The organism is Ancylomarina subtilis, assembly GCF_004217115.1.
Taxonomy (GTDB): Bacteria; Bacteroidota; Bacteroidia; order Bacteroidales; family Marinifilaceae; genus Ancylomarina; species Ancylomarina subtilis.
In genome coordinates this window covers 50,705-71,508 of record NZ_SHKN01000005.1, presented here as the reverse complement: position 1 = coordinate 71,508, position 20,804 = coordinate 50,705, and the positions used below count along the sequence as shown (strand labels likewise).

Below are 20,804 nucleotides of genomic sequence, written 5' to 3'. Positions count from 1 at the left end.
TGTAACAGAAATAGAATTTAAGTGTAACCTAAATCTTTACAAAGTTATGAAAAAATGTTTGAATAATGGCTTTCGATCCCGGAGGCTGTTTAAACTATTACTAGTTATGAAAATGCTCGCAATTTTCCTGTTTGTCAGTGTGATAAGTGCTTCGGCTACGACGCTGGCTCAGGATTCAAAAGTGACATTGAACATGGAAGGTGTAGAGCTGGAACAGGTGTTGTGGGAGATCCATGAACAGACTGGTCTGGTTTTTCTATACAGTTCTTCTGATGTTAAAGATGTTAATGGACTTAGTGTAGATGCTAAGGAAGAAACAGTGAAGTCTGTTTTGAATCGCTGCTTAAAAGATAGTGATTTGGAGTATGAGTTTAAAAGTAAGGCTGTTACCTTACGAAAGGCTTTTAAACCAGTTGATTCATCTGCTAAAACGCAACAGCAGAATAAACAGAAAATTTCTGGTGTTGTGCTTGATGACCAGGGGATTTCATTGCCTGGTGTTTCTGTTTTGGAGAAAGGAACAACTAATGGTGTTTCTACTGATTTTGATGGGAAGTTTACAATTGAGATTCCTGTTAACGGGAAAGCCGTTTTGGTATTTTCTTTTATTGGAATGAAATCTCAGGAGATTTTGGTGAAGGATCAAAAAGAATTGAAGGTGACATTATTGTCTGATGCAGAACAACTTTCTGAGGTTGTTGTTGTTTCTGATGGTTTCAGAAAAACGGATCGTCGATTGTTTACCGGTTCAGCTACCACAGTGAAGGCTGAAGAGGCAAAAGTAGCAGGTATTACTGATGTGGGGCAAATGCTTGAAGGTAAGGCGGCTGGTGTATCCGTTCAGACTGTATCCGGTACCTTTGGTGCTGCACCTAAAATTCGTGTGCGTGGTGCTTCTTCTATTTATGGTGATCAAAAACCTTTGTGGGTAGTTGATGGTGTTGTTCTTGAGGATGTGGTCGATATTTCACCAGATGATTTGTCATCAGGTGATGCTTCTACTCTGATCAGTTCAGCAGTTGCTGGTTTGAACTCTGATGATATTGAAAACTTTCAGATTTTGAAAGATGCTTCGGCAACCGCTCTTTATGGTGCAAGAGCTATGAATGGTGTGATTGTAATTACTACTAAGCGTGGAAAAAAAGGTTCAACTTCAGTTTCATATTCGGGTGAATATACCATGAGAATGAAACCTTCTTACTCTAATTATAATATCATGAATTCTCGTGAACAGATGTCTGTTTATAGAGAGCTTGAGGCTAAAGGCTGGTTGAATCATGCTGAAATATCTCGTCAAAAAAATGGTGGTATTTATAAGAAGATGTATGATTTGATTAATACTTACGATCCTGAAACTGGTTTTGGTTTACAAAATACCCCTGAAGCCAGAGCTAAATTTTTGCAGAAATACGAAATGACCAATACCGATTGGTTTGATGAGTTGTTTACAAATAACATTACACAAAACCATTCTGTTAGTTTAACTGGAGGAAATGAACAGTCTAATTTTTATTTCTCGACAAGCTATTACGGAGATAAAGGATGGTCTATTGCCGATAAGGTAGACCGTTATACAGTAAATGCAAATGCATCTGTAAAATTGAATGATAAACTGAAGGTTGGTTTTATTACAGCTGGTTCGTTTCGTCAGCAAAAGGCTCCTGGGACGGTGAGTCGTGTAGAAGATCCTATAAATGGTCAGTATAGTCGTGATTTTGATATCAATCCATTCTCTTATGCATTGAATACCAGTAGAGTTTTGCGCCCTTATGATGATAATGGAAATTTGGAATTCTACCGAATGAATTATGCCGATTTCAATATCATTAACGAGATGAAGAACAATTATCTGGATATTGATATGTTGGATTTGAAATTGCAGGCTAATATCGATTATGAATTATCTAAGGGGTTGGATCTAAACTTTGTGGGTTCAATAAGATATGTGAAATCGACTCAGGAACATAAAATTTTGGAGAACTCCAATATGGCATCAGCATATAGAGCCGCTGATACTTACGAAATCGCTAAGAACAATAAGTTCCTATTTAAAGATAATGAGGTTCCAAACTCATTACCTCAGGTTGTTTTGCCAAAGGGAGGTTTTTACAATAGAAGCGACAATAGCTTGCTAAACTATTATTTTAGAGGAACTGCAAATTGGAATAAGATATTTGAAGAAACCCATATTGTGAATGTTATGGGTGGTATGGAAGTTAAATCTTCTAACCGACAAAATAGTTCTTTTGATGGTGTTGGCTACCAGTGGGAAAGAGGGGGTATACCTTATATCGATCCAAATTTTGTGAGACATCAATTACAGAATGGGGTTTCTTATTATGGTATGCAACAGTATCGTGATCGTTTCGCTGCATTTTTTGCTACCGGTAGTTATTCTTATGCCGGAAAATACACGGTTAACGGAACTTTTCGTTACGATGGTTCAAATCAATTGGGACAATCAAACTCTGCACGTTGGTTACCTACCTGGAACGTGAGTGGATCCTGGAATGCGCATGATGAAGATTTCTTAAGAGATTCTGAAGTTATTTCTCATTTGTCATTAAGAGCGACTTATGGATTGACTGCAAGTATGGGGGCAGCTAATAACTCAACATTGGTATTAAAGAATGATGTGACCGACCGCCCTTATATTTCAGAACAGGAATCGAGAATGTATATCGATGGTTTGGAGAATTCGGAGTTAACATGGGAAAAGCAGTATGAAACCAATGTGGGGATGGATTTAGGTTTATTCCGCAATAGAATCAACTTGAGTGTAGATGCTTATCAACGTAAAGGATTCGATTTGATTGCTTATATCAAAACTTCGGGTATTGGAGGTGAATTTTGGAAATTTGCCAACTATGCTGATATGGAATCGAAAGGTGTTGAGTTTACGCTAACCACTCATAATGTGAAATCTGATGATTTTAAATGGAATACCAATATCACTTTCGCTTACAATAAGAATGAGATTACTAAGTTGAAATCTTTCCAAAATATTTACAATCTGGTTAAAGATGTTGGAGGACCATTGGAGGGATATTCTGTGAGAAGTTTGTTTTCGATTCAATACGAAGGATTAAACGAGGAAGGTTTACCTACTTTCATCAATGAAAATGGGGAAACTACTGTTTCTGATTTGGATTTTCAGTCAAATGACATTGATCATCTGAAGTATGAAGGTTCTATTGATCCAAAGGTTACAGGTGGTTTCGGTAATAATTTCACCTATAAGAATTGGAAATTGAATGTATTTATGACCTACCAGTTTGGTAATAAGGTGAGATTACGTCCACAGTTTAAGGCGAAATATTCCGATCTAGATGCGATGCCTAAGGAGTTTTACGATCGTTGGATGCTAAAGGGGGATGAGGAAATCACTGATATTCCTGCTATATTATCGCAGCGTCAGTATAATGTAAACTATACCAAGGCTTATAATGCATATAACTTATCTACAGCACGTGTAGCTGATGGTTCATTTGTAAGAATGAAAGAGATTTCGCTGGCTTACAGTCTGCCAAAGAAATTCTTAACTGGAATTGGATTTAACAGTGCGACATTGAAACTTCAGGGATCGAACCTGTTCCTGATTCATTCTGATAAAAAATTGAATGGACAAGATCCTGAGTTTATGGGCTCTGGCGGTGTGGCCATGCCTGTTCCTAAGCAATATACCTTCTCGGTAAAGCTTGGTTTTTAAAATAGTATAAAAGATTAATTTATTGTGTGATTGAAAATCAATTATATATCAATAAAAATTAAGATAATGAAGAAAATTAAAAATATAGCCTTAGTCTTTTTGGGGATGACCATGTTATCTTCATGTAATGACTATTTAGATGAAACACCTGATAACAGGACTGTTTTGGATTCGCCTGAAGCGGTGAGTGAATTATTGGTATCTGCCTATCCTGATGCTTTTTATCATGGATTTACTGAGGTGATGTCGGATAATGCAGGAGATAAGGGAGTTGGTCAATATGTAGCAGAATATATACCTAATGGAGATGCTTATTATTGGAAGGATGCGGCTTCTGATTCGTACGATACGCCTACAATGTATTGGAATGCTTGTTATGCTGCTATTGCTGCAGCCAATCATGCTTTGGATGCGATTGAAAAGGTTTCGGATAAAGAAAATTATTCAGCCCAAAAAGGTGAGGCTTTGGCAGCACGTGCCTATGCGCATTTCATGTTGGTGAATTTGTTCGGCAAGCATTACAATCCTGCTACAGCAGAGAGTGACTTGGGGGTGCCTTTTGTTGAAGAACCAGAGAAGGTTGTATTCAAAGATTATAAAAGAGCCTCTGTAAAAACAATATATGACAGAATTGAGGCTGATATTGAGGAAGCAGCTAAGTTGATTCGAGATGATAGTTATGCTGTAGGTAAATACCATTTTACACAGTCTGCACTTCATGCTTTTGCATCGCGTTTCTACTTATATAAAGGTGACTGGGATAAAGTAATTGAACACTCTGATTTTGTTCTTGGTGGTGATCCGTCAAGTAAACTGAGAGATTGGAATGGGAAATATCTTACCTATGAAGCCAGTGAGCTTTGGGCGCAGTATACAAGAGCCGAAGAAGCTTCCAACATCATGTTGGCTCGAGGTTATACCAATTGGGGGAATGGTGCTGTTGTATTCCGTTATTCTCTTTCGGCTCCTAAAATTGGCGAGTTGTTTGGTAAAGATCCTATAACCGATGAAATGCGTTTCGAGATGGTGATTGGTGATAAAGTATTGTATGCCGCAGGTTCACAGCTGTTAGGATTTATCCCAAAATTAAAAGGTAGAATTGAAAGCCACGACAACAATCCTGATCAGGGATATCCTAATATGGTTGCACCACTTTTTACTACTGAAGAAGTTTTATTCAACAGAGCTGAAGCTTATGCCATGAAAAAGGATTACGCTTCGGTATTAAATGATTTGGATAGCTATCTTCAAAAAAGAGAGAGAGCGTATAATCCAGACAATAAAGTCACCCTGGAAAAAATACAGAAGGAATATGAAACTGTTGATGGACCTGTATTGGCACCATACTATACAGTTGAAGAAGGACAGAAATACTACTTATGGTATCTGTTGGATTTGCGTCGTCGTGAATTTGTACATGAAGGAATGAGATGGTTCGATGTGAAGCGATTCAATTTTGAAATTACTCATAATGTGTTTGAGGGAAGTCCTATTAGCTTACCAAAAGACGATAACAGAAGAGTCATTCAAATTCCTGAACAAGCAGTTGCAATTGGATTACAGGCAAACCCACGATAATAATAAAAATTTAAGATATGAAACGAGCATGAGAACAAAGCTTCGCATACAGTGAAATGATGATTCATGCGACTTCCATATGGCCAAAATTTAAAATAATAATTATATGAAAAAGATAATATTTCTATTCTTTTCTATGTCTATTCTTTTTGCCTCGTGTGATAAGGAAGAAGATTTAGGAAAGTCATTAATCGATACTTCTACACCAGAGTTAAATGATGTTGATGAATGGATCAGAGAAAATTATACCTATCCCTACAATGTTGAAGTGAAATACAAGTGGGATAACTCAGAGTTGGATAATACAAAAATTCTAACGCCTACAGAAATTGAAAGAGTGGTTCCATTCCTGAATAAAATGAAGGAGATTTGGATTGATCCTTATGCGAATCATGGGGGAGAAGATTTTATGAAAGAATTCATACCCAAACAAATTGTATTGGTAGGTAGTCACAATTATGAAGATAATGGTGGGATTGTGTTGGGACAAGCCGAAGGGGGAAGAAAGATCACTGTTTTCGACCTGAATTACATCGACTTTGATCTGTCTGGGATGAATGAATGGGAGAAACGTTCGGCAATGGAACCTATTCTTAGGGTTTTTAAGACCATGCACCACGAGTTTGGTCATATTCTCCATCAAACAATAGCATATCCTGTAGAATACAAGAAATTGACAACAGGTTATACTTCCAATTGGATGAATTTCAATGATTATGAAGCCAGGAAAATGGGATTTATTACTGCATATTCCATGCTGAATCCGGATGAAGATTTCGTGGAGATGTTATCCGAATTTTTGACTCGTAGCAATGGGGATTGGAATGAGATAATCGATAAGATCAAAGTATATGATGACAGCTGGAATACAGATGAAGCTGCGTCAGAAAAAGCCAGAGATCAAATTCGTCAGAAGGAGAAGATGATAGCTGATTATATGCTTCAGATTTGGAAGATCGATATCTATGATTTGCAGGCTGAAATTGCCGATGTGTTGGCTGGTTTGGCTCCTGCTGAAGAGGAATAGAGGGAGAAATGAATTCACAGAAAGAAACAATTTTGAGATTGTTAATTAGCATGTGAGTTCCTTCCTTCTGTAGTTGAGTTATAAAAAGAATTGGAGCAATCAAGTGGAATTAAGATCATACAGATAAAGATTTCATTTGAATGTTCCTCCCTCCCTCCCGATAGATATCGGGTAGTACGCTTAAATTTGTGGGGAGGACCAACAAAAGAAAATTTTAAACACATGAAAAAATTAAGTCTTTATATAATTAGTTGCATGCTCGTTATCTTGGCAGCATGTGACAACGATTTTGAAAGCGAGTTTGATCTTGCGCCAGACGAAAGAGCTGCCATAGCTGTTAATGAGTTCAAAGATGCTTTAACCTCATCTGAGCATGGATGGCTAACCCATTACTACCCGAATCCAACAAAATTAGGATCATTTACCTTTCATTTTAAATTTGATGAAACAGGTACCGTAAATATGAATTGGGATTTTTCTGATTTTTCTGATGAATCGAAATATTCTGTAAAAATGTTTGAAAAGCCAGTCTTGATTTTCGACACCTATAGCAAATTTTCAAAGATGACTGATCCGGAAATTGGAGAACCAGGAAAAGGATTTGGTGGTGAACTGGAGTTTAGTATGACCAAGAAATCAGCTGATGGGGATACCCTGTATCTTGCAGAGAGAGTGAGTGGAGATCCAATGGTATTGGTTAAAGCTACAGCGGAAACACCTGCTCAACTAAGAGAATACGCCAAGCACACGAAACATATTGAGAGAGCTAACGAACAGGTAGTTGTACCTTTTTATTTCAACTTATCTGTTGAAGGTTGGGATACAAAAGTAAACATGGTATACAGTGGGGATAAGATTATTGCATTTCTTAACTATGTAGATAACGGAGAAGCAAAGCACGAGCTGATGCCAATCAACTTTACTCATGAGGGTTTTGAATTTCATCATGCATTGGTATTGAATGGTATTGGTGCTAGATCTTTTAAATACGACGAGGCTAAGAATCAATTTGACGTAACGGATGCTGGAGTTACTGGTACTTTTAAATATGAAGCAGATTGTCCTGCTCATATTGAAGGTATGACTGATAAGTTTTTTGGCCCCCAAACTTTTGGTGGTGATGCAAAGATTGTTAGTCCAAAATTAGCCAATTTGATAGATGGTATCTATCCTGATGCGGCATTTAGTTATTTTTCTACATCTACCTATGTGGCTTCCTGGTTTCCTTGTACTTTCAATTTAGATTTTGCTGATTGGAATTCTCTTAAGATTAGGGTTAATTATAATAAGAAAACTGAGGATATTGTTAAAATGGAATTTTTAGGTTATGAGCCTTATTGGTCTGCACCATTGGATGATTTGGCTTATATAGAGGGATTAATGTCTACAGAGAAAGGTCAAGCTATTTTAGATATAGTAGCAAGCCCTAAGGGATGGACTATTGTTCCTATCGAGTTAAAGGAGTATGGCTCATCTTATTACCTGGTAAGTAATGAGGATCCAGAGATGTACATGTGCTTTGGATTGACTTATGAGGATGATGAATAAAGTACCAGTTAACTAAACTTGTTAAATCTGAATGATTAATTACTGAAAGTCCTCCTGCTTTTGTATTTCCTACTAAGGCAAGGGGGCTTTTTTTTGAAATATTATGGATCATAAAAAATGCAATAATGTTTGATACGAGTTTTGGATTAAAAACGTGGATTTACCCGGGTTTGTTTTGGGGAGTCTTCATGTATCTTGGCTTGACCATCCTTTTGCCTGTAATGGATGGCGAGATTATTACCTGGGAGAAAGTGTATACGCTTCTAACAGGAAAAAAAATATATAGTCTTCCTTTTTGGGTAATATGTGGTTTGGTGATGCAATACTTTCAGTACAAGTGGCGAAATAATAAGGGGAAATACAAAAGAAAAATTTGAGAGAAAACCGAATAAAGGGCTTTATCTATAGGAATAAGCTTATTTTTTTTATAAACGTAAAAAAGATTTAATATGTTATATACTCATAAAGGTATCGTAGGCAAGAGTATTCAAATTTTAACCAGATTTTCCAAGCCACTGGTAATTGTAATTCTGTTGCTTGCTTTTGGATGTCAAAAGGAAGAAGATACAAGTGCTCCACTTAGTATCGTCTCTACTAACATTGCAGATGGTACCACTGAGGTGGATGTCTTTTCAGAGATTACCGTTCTCTTTAGTGAGGAGATGGATGCGTCCACAGTTAATGACAACAGCTTTGCTGTGAAAAAAGGTCAGTATCCAATTTATGGTAAGGTAAGTTGTACAGGTAAAACGGCAGTCTTTAAGCCTTCGCAAAAATTAAATGATAACACAGCGTACAATTGTACTTTAAGTACTGAAGCCAAAGCTAAAAATGGGGCATCAATGGGACAGGATTATCACTGGAGTTTTACTTCAGGTTTTGAGCCGGATGTTGTGGCTCCAAAGATTAGTAAGAGTATTCCTGTTGATATGGAGATTTCAGTTTTTAGAAATACTGCCATTGAGGTGTATTTTGATGAGGAGATTGATCCGGAAACACTTAATAGTAATTCGTTTATTGTGAAAACAGGAGAGACTATTGTTGGGGGAAGCATAACTTATGAAGCTAAAATTGTAAAGTTTGTTCCCAATGCGGAATGGTTGCCTGAGGCTGTGTATACTTGTACCCTTACCCGTGATGTTAAAGATCTTGCAGGAAATCAATTGCAAAATGATTTTAAATGGCAATTCACAACGATCCCCGAAGTGTTAAGTTTCAGTGGTCTTATTCAACCGATTTTTAAAAATCAGGATTGTTGGACCTGTCATAATGAAAATCGCGCGCCTGATTTGCGAGAATCTATGGCTTACAACTCTTTGGTTAATGGCAGCTATGTGAGTACAGATTCACCTGAGGATAGTCGTATTATTAAACAATTGAATGGTGAACATGCTGGCTTTATTACACAAAAAGAAGAGGATCTGATATTGGAGTGGATTAAGCGTGGAGCACAAAATAATTAATAAAGAGACGATGAAAATATACAGTAAGGTAAATTTTAAAAATAGAGCGGAACGAAAAGCGTTTATTTATGGGTTACTGCTTTTTATCATCATAAGCCAAGTTGTCGCTTTGATCATTTGGTTTTTATTTGATAGAAATAATTTTGTTGAATTACTATTCGCTCTTATCGCAGCTTTTTTAGTTGGGTATAGAGGATTAAAGAAAAAATCATAATTGCATATTCTTAGAAAGTAGAATGATGCCATATTAAAAATAGAATTAAGTGAGAAATGCTAACAGCAGTAGTTGATTGGACGGTTTTTAGTTAGTCGGAGAGGGCGTCCTGTTAAGTCGTTATCCCATTACAGCAGGGCGCTCTTAAATCTGATTTTCTGAGTTTCCCTATTGTTTTTCCCCAGCAAAGTTTAGTCGTTATCTCAAAGCTACTGATAGTCATTCTTTGGTTGATTTTTATTTGGAATTTGAAAAAAATAATTGCTTTGAAAAGTATAATTTTCCGGCTTAAGATTTTACAGAGTAAAGTTACCTTTGGCTAGGATCTCTGTTCTAAATAAGGAGGTGAATGAAAAAAAAAGCCTCTTCTCATTCAGTGTCAACAGAATAATTTCATATTTTTAGTTAAAACCGTATGGCAATTTCATACTGTTTGACTCTGTTCCCAAGCCTAAAAACACTGGAGGATTTTATATGAAGTTAAAATTGTGTCTTTGCTTTTTAATTAACCTTCTTGCTATTTCCCTTTTTAGTCAGTCTGATACAAAATATGATTCCGATTTCGAAGTTGGTATTGTTGAGCAGCTTGGCGAAAAAATATCAGATGATATCTACCTCATCGATGAGGATGGGAAATCAGTCAACTTATTTGATCAGATCGATAAACCCACAGCTATTGTTTTCGTTTATTTTAAATGTCCTGGCATCTGTAGCCCATTACTGGATGGCTTGGCTGGTTTAATTGATGCTAGTGATTTAGACATATCCGAAGATTATCAGGTTTTAACCATCAGTTTCGATCCACAAGAGACAACAATTTTAGCGAATCAAAAGAAGAAAAACTATCAAGCTTTGATTCATGATAAGAACACAGAGGAGGGCTGGCGTTTTTTTACGGCGGATAGCTCGAATATTGCCAAGGCTACTAAAAATGTAGGCTTTCTCTATAATAAAGCCGGGAATGAATTTACGCATGCTGCAACGGTTGTCATTGTAAGTCCCAATGGAACAATTACTCGTTATTTAAATGGAACCTATTTTTTACCTTATGAGTTTGAGTTAGCTATCAATGAATCCATCAAAGGACAAACGGGACCAACCATTAAAAAAGCTTTAGAATATTGTTATTCTTACGATCCCGTGGGGAGAACTTACGTTTTTAATATCACTGCGGTAACGGCTAGCGTTACCATCTTTATGGCATTAATTATCTTTTTATTATTGATTTTTTTCAAACCAAGGCGTAAGCAATATAAGAGAGTGGAAAATCTTAACTCTAAACATTAGTTATGTCGGAAACTTCAAAAATTAAGAGTTTGCTTGAATTAGGAAAAATAAAGATTGCTATTCCTATAGCGCTTTCTTGTTTTACGGGTTATCTGTTGCAATCCACTGATTTCTCTTTGGATATGGCTGCAGTGGTTTTTGGAATTTTGTTCATTGTCGCTGGTGCTTCAGCCATTAATCACGTTCAGGAGCATAAAAAAGATGCTTTGATGAATAGAACCAAGTTTAGACCGATTCCATCGGGTAAGTTGAGCAAGAATGGGGCTGTAGGCTGGAGTTTATTATTTTTAGTTGTGGGTTGTGCCTTGCTTGTTTGGGGTGGAAATATCCTGAGTTTTTATATTGCTCTTTTTTCAATTCTGTGGTATAATCTACTTTATACGCCTTTGAAACAGCTTTCAGCTTTCGCTGTTGTTCCCGGAGCATTGAGTGGTGCTTTCCCACCATTAATTGGTTTTGTAGCTGCTGGCGGTGATCTATTTGCACCTCCTATTTTGGCTTTGGCTTTCTTCTTTTTTATAGGTCAGATTCCTCACTTTTGGCTTTTGTTATTGCTTTATGGTGACGACTATAAAAGAGGTGGGTTTAAGGTTTTGACAGATGTCTTCAGTATCAAACAAATTCATTTCATCACCCTGATTTGGATGCTTTCTACTGTTATGGTTGCCTTGTTGCTTCCGCTATTCGAAGTTTTGAGTTCTCAAGTGTCTATTTGGATTCTACTGATAATGTCTGCATGGATAATTTTTTACAGTTTTCCTATTCTTAAGAATTACGATAGACTTTCAGTTCGAAAATTATTTCTGCAACTGAATCTGTATTTTTTACTCATTATGATCATGATTGGTATTGATCGGCTCTATTTATAAAAGGAATTTTGGGAATTGAAAAAGCTCGACTGAATTGGTCGAGCTTTACTAATTATAGTGTCTTTGTGGATTAGTTTTCTTCAATATTAAAACCGATCTCTTTGAGTTGATCCCAGAAATTGGGGTAAGATTTATTAACCACCATTGGGTCAGCAATTTTAATTTCCGGACGAAGCATGGCAATAGGGGCAAAGGCCATAGCCATACGGTGATCGTGATAGGTTTCGATGATGATTTCTTCACTCTCAGCTTTCATTTCGCCGTCCCAGGCCAGTTCACCTTCCTGAGGTTCGTAAAGCACATAGCCTAACTTGCCCATCTCATTGATAAGAGCAGAAATACGGTTGGTTTCTTTGATCTTAAGAGTTTCCAGCCCCTTAAAGTGGAAAGGAACGTTTTTTAATGCGGTTACAACGGCAAAGGTTTGAGCCAAATCGGGCATTTCAATAAAATCGAAAACCAGTTTTTTACAAATAGCATTGGTTTGTTCGATATACATGCCTTTTTTTGAAAAATTGGTTTTTACACCTAGCTTTTCAAAGACTTCAACCAATCTTGAATCGCCCTGAAAACTGTTTTTTCGTAGTCCATCCAAATAGAGTTTCCCCTCAGGAGCCAAGGCCATAAAGGCATACCAATACGAAGCTCCGGACCAATCACCTTCAACAGTATATGGCATCACTTTGTAAGGCTGTTTGGCAACGTAAATTTCATTGTCTTTGAACTCTGACTGGATTCCAAATTCCTCCATAATGTTTAGAGTCATCTCAATATATGAACGAGATACAATTTTGCCTTGCAGTTTAATACGAAGGCCATTTTCAAGAGTCGGAGCAATAAGCAATAGAGCAGATATGTATTGCGAACTGGTGTTACCAGCCAATTCAACTTCTTTACCTGTGATATTTGATCCTAAAATTTTAAGTGGAGGATAGCCTTCTTTTTCAAGATATGAAATTTGAGCACCCAAAGAGTTTAGGGCATCAACCAGAACAGAGATTGGGCGTTCTTTCATTCTATCGGAACCAGTTAGAGTCCATTCTCCTAGTATTTTCGATAGGTAGGCCGTTAAAAATCGCATACTGGTGCCTGCATGCCCGACATCAAAAACATTGGTGTTTGAAAACAAAACGTCCTGCATAACTTTAGAATCGTCACAGGTGGACAGATTCTTAATTGGTTCAAAACTATAACTTAAAGCATTGATGATTTGCACACGATTCGAAATGCTCTTCGATGAGGGAATGATAATTTTTCCTTCAATGTTTTTTTCTGGCTTTGATATAGTGTAATGCATGGTTTTGATCTTAAAAAAGATTGTACAAAAAATCAGCCGTTAGAAAAATTGAATTCCCCAACGGCCGTATGGTGTAATTCCTTAATTTCTAAAGTCTAGAAATGGAATAGAGAATCGACTTGATAGTCCGTATCTAATTTCTCACGTCCGTTTAAGAAGTCCAGTTCAACAAGGAAGTTGACAAATACATTCTTAACGTTGAACTTGCTAATTAGATTGATAGACGCTTTAGCTGTTCCACCGGTTGCTAACAGGTCGTCGTGCAATAAAATAACATCCTCAGAGTTTAAAGCATCCTGATGAATGAACATTTCGTCTTCGCCATACTCAAGCGAATATTTTTCAGAATAAGTAGGTGCTGGCAGTTTACCCGGCTTACGAACCGGAACAAATCCGGCGCCTAATTTATAGGCCAAAACTGTACCTAGGATAAATCCACGACTTTCCAGTCCTACAATTTTAGTAATCCCCTTGTCTTTGTATTGTTCATACAGAGATTCTACCAATGTATTAAGGTGTTTTTCATCCTTCAACATGGTGGTGATATCCTTAAATACAATACCTTCTTTAGGAAAATCAACGATATCTCTAATTGAGTCTTTTGCTTCTTGAAGTTTTACGTCCATTTTAATTTCTTTTTCCATACTGATTAAGAGCTTCAAATACTTCCTCTTCCGTGCAGATGTTATTTATCGTATAAGCACCAACATTCGGAAGAAGTGTGAAATTAACTCCTTCGTCACTATTTTTCTTATCGTGTAACATCAATTGATATAATTCGGGGTAATCCTTCGCAAAAATAGAAAAGTCTGAGTAAATATCTGTTATATATTTCACTATCTCGTCAAATTTATCTTGCGGAAATGCTTTTTTCTTTACTGAAAGATAGAGTTCGCCTATCATACCGAGAGCTACAGCCTCACCATGTGAAAGTTCAAGTTTGTGATGATGTGCATAACTTTCGAATGCATGACCAATAGTGTGTCCAAAGTTCAGAACCTTACGGACATCTCTTTCCATTGGGTCTTTCATGACAAACTCCTGTTTTACAGCGACGGATTTTCTAATCAATGTTAGTAATTTGGAGTAATTAATATTCTCAAAATTAAAGGCTATCAGTTCATCAAGGTAGTTTTGACTGTATATGATCGCATGTTTCAACATCTCAGCAAAACCTGATTTGAATTCTTTCATAGGTAAGGTTTTCAGAAATTCAGGACTCAAAACTACCATATCGGGTTGGTTGATGACACCTATTTCGTTTTTTAAACCATTGAAATTAAAACCGGTTTTTCCACCTACTGAAGCATCAATTTGAGATAGGAGTGTGGTGGGTATATTAATAAAGTGACAGCCACGCTTAAAGGTGGATGCAACAAATCCTCCCAGGTCAGTCATTAAACCTCCGCCAATATTTATGACCAGGCTGTGACGGTTGGCGCCATTTTGGCTTAGGAATTCCCAGGCTTTTACAACTGAGTCAAGTGATTTGTTTTGCTCGCCAGAATCGATTATCAATTTGGGAATATCCTGTAGGTTTTCATTACTTGATAAGAGATGCCAGCAGTGTTCCTGTGCACCTGAATCCATAAGGATAAAGATTTTTGATTTGGAATAAGTTTCCAAAATTCTACCAAGCTCTTTTTCTATGTTTTCAGTAAAAATTAAATCGTAAGATTGAAGACTCATTTGCGAACTTATTTATAGTTTCTAACTTTGGTCAAATATAGTATTTTAGCGAGTGATGTCAAACTCGCAGAATTTTAAAATATTGGCTTATTCTACTAAAATAAGACGTAATATTATACTCTAAATTTATATTGATACATATATGACACTTAGCAATCAAAGTCGGGCAGCAAACATTAAGCTTTTTTATTACATCATTACTTTTGTTTATCTGGGGCTGACGGTTCTTACGGTATATCAAAATCCAGCGCATATGAATCTGCTTATCGCAGGTCTGTTTGTAATTTATGTATTACTTATAGGACTTAATTTAGTGCGGGAGTATAATTTTATTATTTATAAGGATACCGATGATAAAATCATCATGCGATATTATCCTTTACATCCTTTTCATGATAAGTTTAAATCTATCGAAATAAGTAAGCAAACCTTTTCGCATTTTGAGCTTAAAAAACGCAGTATGGGATTGCGCGAGGATTTATTCCTTTATCAAATTAGTGCAAAGGGGTTGGCCAAATATCCGGGAATAAGTTTGTCAGCTTTGTCAAAAAATCAGAAAACAGAGATATTGAACTCTCTTTTGAAGTATTCAAAGAAGGAGTCGTAAAGTTGTTTATTTTAAAAGAGTTACGTTTTGTAAGCATATGAAAAAATATTTTTTTTCCATCACCATCGTTTTTCTATCATTATCCTTATTCTCACAAGAAAAAGAGGAAGGGGTTAGAATTCAAGTTGGGTTACCCTTTGCAAAATATGGCAAGTTCGATCATAATTTTAAAAATGGAGATGAAACACATTACCCTACATTTTTAATTCAGGCAGATAAGCCTTGGCGTAAAGGCTTTCGTTTAGGTGCCTATCTTGGATTTGCAGGTCAGAAGAATGAATCTTTGTTTTACGATTTCTCAGAAATTACCCATAAGTATTATCGTTTTGGAGGGGTTGTTTCATATGACCTGAATGATTTATTGGATGCGATAAATATATCTCCTGAATTTGGTGTGGAATTGTATACATCACTGAAAACGGGTTTTTCTCTGGAGCATATAAAGTCTGAAAAAGGGATTAATATAAAGGAGAATAATGTGTTGTTCGATCTTGGAATTCTAATTGGAGGCCGATACAATATCAGTGAGAATATCGACATCTTTACCGAGTTGGGATATGGTAATGCGGGTTTTGTAACTATTGGTTTTGCATTTGATATGTAACAACTTGCTTTTTTTGATTTCCCAATACAATTTTTTAATTTGGATGTTCTAAATCCAAACAATGGAAACACTCTATAAAGTAGCCTTTAGCTTTTTGAATGGTCTTGGCAGTATTAATGCCAGAAAGGTGATTGCTTATACCGGAGGTGTTGACGCTTTTTTTAGAGTGAAAAAGCAAGAACTACTAAAGGTTCCTGGTATAGGTAAGCATATTTTACAAAAGTTGGATCGGGATGTGGCTCTTCGTGAGGCAGAAGCCGAACTGAAGTTTATTGAAGACAATGACATTAACGTTGTTTTCTATCTTGATGAGAATTTTCCTCAACGGTTATTGAATTGTCCTGATTCACCAACGACACTTTATTATAAAGGAGATATTGATTTTAATGCGTCACGTATATTAAGTGTTGTAGGCACGCGCAATGCTACTGAGTATGGAAAAGAAAACTGCGATAAGATTATAAAGGCTCTTGCCTCTCATGCTGAGAAAACAGTTATTGTGAGTGGTTTGGCTTATGGTATCGATATTTGTGCACATAAGGCGGCACTGAAATATAAGTTGCCAACAGTCGCCGTTGTCGGACATGGTTTTCATTTGATGTATCCTGCACAGCATCGTAAATATGCCGAAGAGATAATTCAGCAGGGAGGTCTGATTTCTGAATTTAATTCTAAAAGTGTTATCGATCCACGACACTTTGTTCGTCGAAATCGAATTATAGCTGGTATGGCTGATGCCACCTTGGTTGTTGAATCTGCCAGAAAGGGCGGTTCTTTGATAACAGCTGAAATTGCAAATTCATATAATAGGGATGTGTTCGCATTTCCCGGTAGGATCGGGGATGTCTATTCGCAAGGTTGTAATCATCTGATTAAAACGAATCAAGCTCATTTGATAGAGTCGGTTTCTGATCTTGAATATATTCTGGGTTGGGAGAATGATTTGAGCAAAAAGGATGCGGTTCAGGCGAAAATGTTTGTCGAGCTTTCCCCGGAGGAAGATTTGATCGTTGGATTATTAAGCCATGAAGGAAAATTAGGAATTGATATGCTTTCTATAAAATCAAATTTACCCATGAGTCGGGTTTCAAGTTTGCTATTAAAAATGGAATTCGAGGGGCTTGTTAGAGCACTTCCCGGCAAAATTTACGCTTTGACTTCTTGAAAAATCTCTTTTTTTCTGCATGATGTTGTAGAGCAGAATTGATAATGAGTTAAATTACTGATAATCAGCAATAAATATTTTTTTAAAACGTTTGAATTTTTTTGCGAAAAAAAATTGAGGTTCTTAAAATTTATATACATTTGAACCAAAATATTAACAATTGTATCACAATAACATTATTTTAATTTCATAACATACTTAGGACATGGAAGCAAAGATTAATGAATTCATGGAAGCCCTTAAGGGTAGAACTCCAGGTGAAGCTGAATTTCACCAGGCAGCACAAGAGGTAATCGAATCTGTATGGGAAACTTACGATTCAAATCCTAAATACAAGAATGCAAAACTTCTTGAAAAAATGTGTGAGCCAGAACGTACTATCATGTTCCGAGTGCCTTGGTTCAACGATAATGGTGAAGTAGAAATTAACCGTGGTTACCGTGTTGAGTTTAATAGCGCAATCGGACCATATAAAGGTGGTTTACGTTTTCACCCTTCGGTAACTCTAAGTGCTCTTAAATTCTTAGGTTTCGAACAAACTTTCAAGAACTCATTGACTACTCTACCTATGGGTGGTGGTAAAGGTGGTTCTGACTTCAATCCAAAAGGAAGATCAGATAACGAAATTATGCGTTTTTGCCAGAGTTTCATGACTGAGTTGTGTAAGCATATTGGTCCTAACACTGACGTTCCTGCAGGTGATATCGGAGTAGGTGGTCGTGAGATCGGATACCTTTTCGGACAATACAAGAGAATTCGTAACGAATTTACTGGTGTATTAACTGGTAAGCCACTTGAGTTTGGTGGTTCTTTGATCCGTCCTGAAGCAACTGGTTTTGGTGCTGTTTATTTCGCTCAGCATATGGTTGCTGAAAACAATGAAACATTAGAAGGTAAAACTGTTGCTCTTTCTGGTTTTGGTAATGTAACTTGGGGTGCTGCTCTTAAATTAGTTGAGCTAGGTGCTAAAGTTGTTACTGTATCAGGTCCTGATGGATATGTATACGATAAAGAAGGTTTAGATGCTGAGAAAATTGAGTATCTATTGGATCTTCGTGCTTCAAACAATGATGTTGTAGCTCCTTACGCTGAGAAATTTGGTGCTGAATTCTTCGCAGGTAAAAAACCTTGGGAAGTGAAGTGTGACATGGCTTTCCCATGTGCTATTCAGAACGAATTGAACGAAGAGGATGCTAAAGCTCTTGTTGCAAACGGATGTAAGTATGTTGTTGAAACATCTAACATGGGTTGTACTGCTGAAGCAATGCTTTATTTAACTGAGAATGTTGCTTTTGCTCCTGGTAAAGCTGCTAATGCGGGTGGTGTTGCTGTTTCAGGTCTTGAAATGTCACAAAACTCACTACGTTTCAACTGGACTGCTGAAGAAGTTGATGAGAAATTAGCTCGTATCATGAAAGATATTCACGATACTTGTGTACGTTTCGGTACTAAGAATGGTAAAATCAACTACGTAAACGGTGCAAACATCGGTGGTTTCGTAAAAGTTGCTGAAGCAATGTTAGCTCAAGGATGTGTATAATCCTCTAACGCTTTAAATATATAAAAGAGCCGGCTTAGCCGGCTTTTTTTCATTAACCCCAAGATTCTTGGATAGTCAAAATCAATACATTTTAGTATGAAGCTTATCGATACACATTCCCATATTTATTCTGAGGCTTTTAACGATGATATTGCAGAAGCAATTCAGCGGGCAAAAGATGCCAATGTGGGACAAATTCTATTACCCAATATTGATTCGGAATCAATTGGCCCCATGCTCAACTTGGTTAGAGATTATCCTGGTTTTTGTTTGCCAATGATGGGATTGCACCCAACTTCGGTGAAGGAGAATTATAAGGAGGAGTTGCTGATTTGTGAAAAATGGTTGTCAGAGGAAGGTTTTATAGCAATTGGAGAAATAGGAATTGATTTGTATTGGGATAAAACGTTTCTGAAAGAACAACAATTTGTTTTTGAACAACAATTAAATTGGGCAGTTGAAAAGGAATTACCTGTGGTAATTCATGCTCGGGACTCTTTCTCGGAAATATTTGAAGTGTTGGAATCTTTTAGGTTGAAAAATCTTCATGGGGTGTTTCATTCATTTACCGGAAATTTGGATCAAGCCAATAAGGCAATTGATATGGGATTTTTATTGGGTTTAAATGGTATTCTTACATTTAAAAATTCTGGATTAGATCACGTTGTCAGGGAAATCGAGATGAAACATTTGATTTTGGAAACGGATTCCCCATATTTGGCACCAACTCCAAAGCGTGGGAAGCGAAATGAATCAGCTTATGTAGCCTATGTTGCTGAAAAATTGGCTGAGATTCATAATTTGAGTTTTGATGAGGTGGCAGAAATAACAAGCCTCAATGCCAGAAAATTATTTAGAATATAAAGGGACAGTGTGAGATCGTTGAAATTTCTTAATAGGTGTTGAGTTAATTTTGATGAAAACTGTTTTTCATCCGGATAGTGTTAGTATTAATAATCCTCCGATAATGATCGGGATGTTGAAAATATGAAATTTTAAAATATATGAAGACTTCAATTTTGATAATTTATACCGGGGGAACCATTGGGATGGTAAAAGATCCGGCAAATGGTTCTTTAAAGCCTTTCGATTTTGATCATATTTTAAAACAGGTACCTGAGCTTAAAAAATTCGGTTTTGAATTATCTTCTATAGCTTTTGATCCATTGATTGATTCATCGAATTTAAATCCGGATGTTTGGATTAAGATTGCGAATCTTATTAAGGAAAACTATGAGAAATATGATGGTTTTGTTGTGCTTCATGGAACCGATACGATGTCATATACGGCATCTGCTTTAAGTTTTATGCTGGATAATCTTGACAAACCTGTTGTGTTGACCGGGTCTCAGTTGCCAATTGGTATGATCCGTACGGACGGTAAAGAAAATTTAATAACGGCTATTGAAGTTGCTGCCGATTATAAGGATGGTAAAGCAATCGTTCCGGAAGTTTGTGTGCTTTTTGAAAACCAACTTTTCAGAGGAAATCGAACAACCAAGCACAATGCTGAATATTTTAATGCTTTTCATTCGTACAACTATCCGAATTTAGCAAAGGTTGGTATTCATATTCATTACAATGAATCCTCAATTCAGAAGGCCACAGGAAAAGAGTTTACTATTAATACCGATTTGGATACGAATATTGCCATTCTTAAAATATTTCCAGGAATAAATAAGAGAACGGTTGATGCTATTCTGAATATTGAAGGATTACGAGCTGTCGTAATTGAAACTTACGGAGCAGGGAATGCGCCAACTGATGCCTGGTTTGTGAATTCAATTAAACAAGCTATTGATAATGGTCTTATTGTATATAATGTGACTCAATGTCCTTCGGGAAGTGTGGATATGGGCTTGTATGAAACGAGTGTTGAATTATTAAAAATGGGTGTTATTAGTGGTTATGATATCACCACAGAGGCTGCTATTACTAAGCTAATGTTTTTACTTGGACAGCAGCTTGATTCAGATAAGATAAAATTCTTTTTAAATAAGTCCATCAAAGGCGAATTATGCCAATAGAAAATTTGTTTTTCACTTTTTTTTTGTAATTTGGTGCACTGTTAAAATCATCTTGTATTACATAAGAAAAGGAGTGAGATATAGATAATATAAGAGGTTTTGACACATTCTTTAAAAGGAAAATTTAGTTGATTATTGTTAATCAATTTTTTAAAAAGTAACCGTTTAATTTTGTAAAAA

18 protein-coding genes are annotated in these 20,804 nt (G+C 36.5%); 15 read left to right on the top strand and 3 right to left on the bottom strand.

What is annotated here, in order from left to right; genetic code table 11:
* Positions 1-106: 106 nt before the first annotated feature.
* The 9 genes from EV201_RS15310 (at position 107) to EV201_RS15270 (ending at position 11,695) form a co-directional block, all read left to right on the top strand.
* Complete coding sequence (locus EV201_RS15310) at positions 107-3,709, top strand: SusC/RagA family TonB-linked outer membrane protein (RefSeq protein ID WP_207224516.1); 3,603 nt, start codon at positions 107-109, stop codon at positions 3,707-3,709.
* Between the two features lie 66 nt (positions 3,710-3,775).
* Positions 3,776-5,287 (top strand): RagB/SusD family nutrient uptake outer membrane protein, encoded by a 1,512-nt coding sequence (locus tag EV201_RS15305; protein WP_130308521.1) that lies wholly within the window; start codon positions 3,776-3,778, stop codon positions 5,285-5,287.
* Positions 5,288-5,393: 106 nt separating this feature from the next.
* The gene (locus tag EV201_RS15300) at positions 5,394-6,314 is read left to right on the top strand and encodes a zinc-binding metallopeptidase (RefSeq protein ID WP_130308520.1); all 921 of its coding nucleotides are present in this window, start codon (positions 5,394-5,396) and stop codon (positions 6,312-6,314) included.
* 222 nt (positions 6,315-6,536) lie between these two features.
* On the top strand, positions 6,537-7,862 hold the full coding sequence (locus EV201_RS15295) for a DUF4302 domain-containing protein (RefSeq protein ID WP_130308519.1): 1,326 nt from the start codon (positions 6,537-6,539) through the stop codon (positions 7,860-7,862).
* 125 nt (positions 7,863-7,987) lie between these two features.
* Positions 7,988-8,239 (top strand): hypothetical protein, encoded by a 252-nt coding sequence (locus EV201_RS15290; protein WP_130308518.1) that lies wholly within the window; start codon positions 7,988-7,990, stop codon positions 8,237-8,239.
* 72 nt (positions 8,240-8,311) lie between these two features.
* Positions 8,312-9,325: an Ig-like domain-containing domain gene (locus EV201_RS15285; RefSeq protein ID WP_130308517.1), complete on the top strand. Its 1,014-nt coding sequence runs from the start codon at positions 8,312-8,314 to the stop codon at positions 9,323-9,325.
* A 10-nt stretch (positions 9,326-9,335) separates the two neighbouring features.
* Positions 9,336-9,539 (top strand): hypothetical protein, encoded by a 204-nt coding sequence (locus EV201_RS15280; protein ID WP_130308516.1) that lies wholly within the window; start codon positions 9,336-9,338, stop codon positions 9,537-9,539.
* A gap of 474 nt (positions 9,540-10,013) precedes the next feature.
* The gene (locus tag EV201_RS15275) at positions 10,014-10,826 is read left to right on the top strand and encodes an SCO family protein (protein ID WP_130308515.1); all 813 of its coding nucleotides are present in this window, start codon (positions 10,014-10,016) and stop codon (positions 10,824-10,826) included.
* Between the two features lie 2 nt (positions 10,827-10,828).
* Positions 10,829-11,695 carry a protoheme IX farnesyltransferase gene (locus tag EV201_RS15270; protein WP_130308514.1) on the top strand — a complete coding sequence of 289 codons (867 nt, stop codon included), beginning with the start codon at positions 10,829-10,831 and terminating at the stop codon, positions 11,693-11,695.
* Positions 11,696-11,765: 70 nt separating this feature from the next.
* Here the strand turns inward: EV201_RS15270 and aroA are convergent, their stop codons facing one another.
* From aroA to aroB, 3 genes are all read right to left on the bottom strand, one after another.
* Entirely contained in the window at positions 11,766-12,992 is a 1,227-nt protein-coding gene (gene aroA / locus EV201_RS15265; protein WP_130308513.1) for a 3-phosphoshikimate 1-carboxyvinyltransferase, read from the bottom strand.
* Between the two features lie 95 nt (positions 12,993-13,087).
* Positions 13,088-13,636 (bottom strand): adenine phosphoribosyltransferase, encoded by a 549-nt coding sequence (locus EV201_RS15260; RefSeq protein ID WP_207224515.1) that lies wholly within the window; start codon positions 13,634-13,636, stop codon positions 13,088-13,090.
* Positions 13,620-14,681 carry a 3-dehydroquinate synthase gene (gene aroB, locus EV201_RS15255; protein ID WP_130308512.1) on the bottom strand — a complete coding sequence of 354 codons (1,062 nt, stop codon included), beginning with the start codon at positions 14,679-14,681 and terminating at the stop codon, positions 13,620-13,622. Before aroB ends, EV201_RS15260 begins: the two co-directional genes overlap by 17 nt.
* Positions 14,682-14,934: 253 nt before the next feature.
* Between aroB and EV201_RS15250 the strand changes: the two genes are divergently transcribed.
* The 6 genes from EV201_RS15250 to EV201_RS15225 all read left to right on the top strand — a co-directional run bounded on the left by EV201_RS15250 (position 14,935) and on the right by EV201_RS15225 (position 20,624).
* On the top strand, positions 14,935-15,288 hold the full coding sequence (locus EV201_RS15250; RefSeq protein ID WP_130308511.1) for a hypothetical protein: 354 nt from the start codon (positions 14,935-14,937) through the stop codon (positions 15,286-15,288).
* 37 nt (positions 15,289-15,325) lie between these two features.
* Positions 15,326-15,892 carry an outer membrane beta-barrel protein gene (locus EV201_RS15245; RefSeq protein ID WP_130308510.1) on the top strand — a complete coding sequence of 189 codons (567 nt, stop codon included), beginning with the start codon at positions 15,326-15,328 and terminating at the stop codon, positions 15,890-15,892.
* A 61-nt stretch (positions 15,893-15,953) separates the two neighbouring features.
* Positions 15,954-17,057: a DNA-processing protein DprA gene (gene dprA / locus EV201_RS15240; protein WP_130308509.1), complete on the top strand. Its 1,104-nt coding sequence runs from the start codon at positions 15,954-15,956 to the stop codon at positions 17,055-17,057.
* A gap of 205 nt (positions 17,058-17,262) precedes the next feature.
* Complete coding sequence (gene gdhA / locus EV201_RS15235) at positions 17,263-18,597, top strand: NADP-specific glutamate dehydrogenase (RefSeq protein WP_130308508.1); 1,335 nt, start codon at positions 17,263-17,265, stop codon at positions 18,595-18,597.
* A gap of 96 nt (positions 18,598-18,693) precedes the next feature.
* Positions 18,694-19,461, top strand: coding sequence for a TatD family hydrolase (locus EV201_RS15230; RefSeq protein WP_130308507.1), 768 nt, complete (start codon positions 18,694-18,696; stop codon positions 19,459-19,461).
* A gap of 140 nt (positions 19,462-19,601) precedes the next feature.
* Positions 19,602-20,624, top strand: a complete 1,023-nt coding sequence (locus EV201_RS15225) for an asparaginase (RefSeq protein WP_130308506.1) — start codon at positions 19,602-19,604, stop codon at positions 20,622-20,624.
* The last annotated feature ends 180 nt before the right edge of the window (positions 20,625-20,804 follow it).

Coding starts and splice junctions, on each gene's coding strand:
- EV201_RS15300 (WP_130308520.1), top strand. CDS start 5,394: ATGAAAAAGATAATATTTCTATTCTTTTCTATGTCTATTCTTTTTGCC.
- EV201_RS15290 (WP_130308518.1), top strand. CDS start 7,988: ATGTTTGATACGAGTTTTGGATTAAAAACGTGGATTTACCCGGGTTTG.
- EV201_RS15275 (WP_130308515.1), top strand. CDS start 10,014: ATGAAGTTAAAATTGTGTCTTTGCTTTTTAATTAACCTTCTTGCTATT.
- EV201_RS15250 (WP_130308511.1), top strand. CDS start 14,935: ATGAATCTGCTTATCGCAGGTCTGTTTGTAATTTATGTATTACTTATA.
- EV201_RS15270 (WP_130308514.1), top strand. CDS start 10,829: ATGTCGGAAACTTCAAAAATTAAGAGTTTGCTTGAATTAGGAAAAATA.
- gdhA (WP_130308508.1), top strand. CDS start 17,263: ATGGAAGCAAAGATTAATGAATTCATGGAAGCCCTTAAGGGTAGAACT.
- EV201_RS15310 (WP_207224516.1), top strand. CDS start 107: ATGAAAATGCTCGCAATTTTCCTGTTTGTCAGTGTGATAAGTGCTTCG.
- aroA (WP_130308513.1), bottom strand. CDS start 12,992: ATGCATTACACTATATCAAAGCCAGAAAAAAACATTGAAGGAAAAATT.
- EV201_RS15305 (WP_130308521.1), top strand. CDS start 3,776: ATGAAGAAAATTAAAAATATAGCCTTAGTCTTTTTGGGGATGACCATG.
- EV201_RS15295 (WP_130308519.1), top strand. CDS start 6,537: ATGAAAAAATTAAGTCTTTATATAATTAGTTGCATGCTCGTTATCTTG.
- EV201_RS15245 (WP_130308510.1), top strand. CDS start 15,326: ATGAAAAAATATTTTTTTTCCATCACCATCGTTTTTCTATCATTATCC.
- dprA (WP_130308509.1), top strand. CDS start 15,954: ATGGAAACACTCTATAAAGTAGCCTTTAGCTTTTTGAATGGTCTTGGC.
- EV201_RS15280 (WP_130308516.1), top strand. CDS start 9,336: ATGAAAATATACAGTAAGGTAAATTTTAAAAATAGAGCGGAACGAAAA.
- EV201_RS15285 (WP_130308517.1), top strand. CDS start 8,312: ATGTTATATACTCATAAAGGTATCGTAGGCAAGAGTATTCAAATTTTA.
- EV201_RS15260 (WP_207224515.1), bottom strand. CDS start 13,636: ATGGAAAAAGAAATTAAAATGGACGTAAAACTTCAAGAAGCAAAAGAC.
- aroB (WP_130308512.1), bottom strand. CDS start 14,681: ATGAGTCTTCAATCTTACGATTTAATTTTTACTGAAAACATAGAAAAA.
- EV201_RS15230 (WP_130308507.1), top strand. CDS start 18,694: ATGAAGCTTATCGATACACATTCCCATATTTATTCTGAGGCTTTTAAC.
- EV201_RS15225 (WP_130308506.1), top strand. CDS start 19,602: ATGAAGACTTCAATTTTGATAATTTATACCGGGGGAACCATTGGGATG.